Below are 999 nucleotides of genomic sequence, written 5' to 3'. Positions count from 1 at the left end.
CGTTGTGGTGTTGAAGTTACTGAAAAGAAAGTACGTAGAGACAGAGTTGGTCATATTAACTTAGTAGTACCTGTAGCGCACATTTGGTATTTCCGTTCATTACCAAATAAAATTGGTTACTTATTAGGGTTACCATCTAAGAAATTAGATATGATTATTTACTACGAACGTTACGTAGTAATTCAACCTGGTAATGCTAAAAATGAAGAAGGTGAGCCATTACAAAAAATGGATTTCTTAACAGAAGAAGAATACTTAAATATTCTTGAATCTCTTCCTCAAGATAATCAATATTTAGATGATTCTGACCCAGAAAAGTTTATTGCTAAAATGGGTGCTGAATGTTTAATTGAACTTTTAGCTAGAATTGATTTAGAAACTTTATCATACGAATTACGTCATAAAGCTAATACTGAAACATCTAAACAACGTAAAACCGAAGCGTTAAAACGTTTACAAGTTGTTGAAGCGTTACGTGAGTCTAACAATAACCGTGAAAACCGTCCGGAATGGATGATTATGAAGGTTATTCCTGTAATTCCACCAGAATTACGTCCGTTAGTACCATTAGATGGTGGACGTTTTGCAACATCAGATTTAAATGATCTTTACCGTCGTGTCATTATACGTAATAACCGTTTAAAGCGTTTAGTTGAAATTAAAGCGCCAGAGGTAATTTTACGTAATGAAAAACGTATGTTACAAGAATCTGTAGATTCATTATTTGATAACACACGTAAATCTTCAGCAGTAAAAACAGATTCTAACCGTCCGTTAAAATCATTATCAGATAGTTTAAAAGGTAAGCAAGGGCGTTTCCGTCAAAACTTACTTGGTAAACGTGTAGATTATTCAGCACGTTCTGTAATTGTTGTTGGACCAGAATTAAAATTATTTGAGTGCGGATTGCCAAAAAATATGGCAGCAGAACTTTACAAACCTTTTGTGATTAGAAAATTAATTGAAAGAGGTATTGTAAAAACTGTAAAATCTGCAAAG

General features: G+C 33.1%; 1 pseudogene. It reads left to right on the top strand.

Features of this window, described 5'->3' with window-relative positions:
* Window positions 1-999 (top strand): annotated as a pseudogene (locus FUA24_RS07575) (DNA-directed RNA polymerase subunit beta'); the annotation flags it as partial.

It is taken from the genome of Seonamhaeicola marinus (assembly GCF_008085455.1).
The sequence above is the reverse complement of the archived record's forward strand: the minus strand, read 5'-3'. Positions and strand labels throughout refer to the sequence as shown.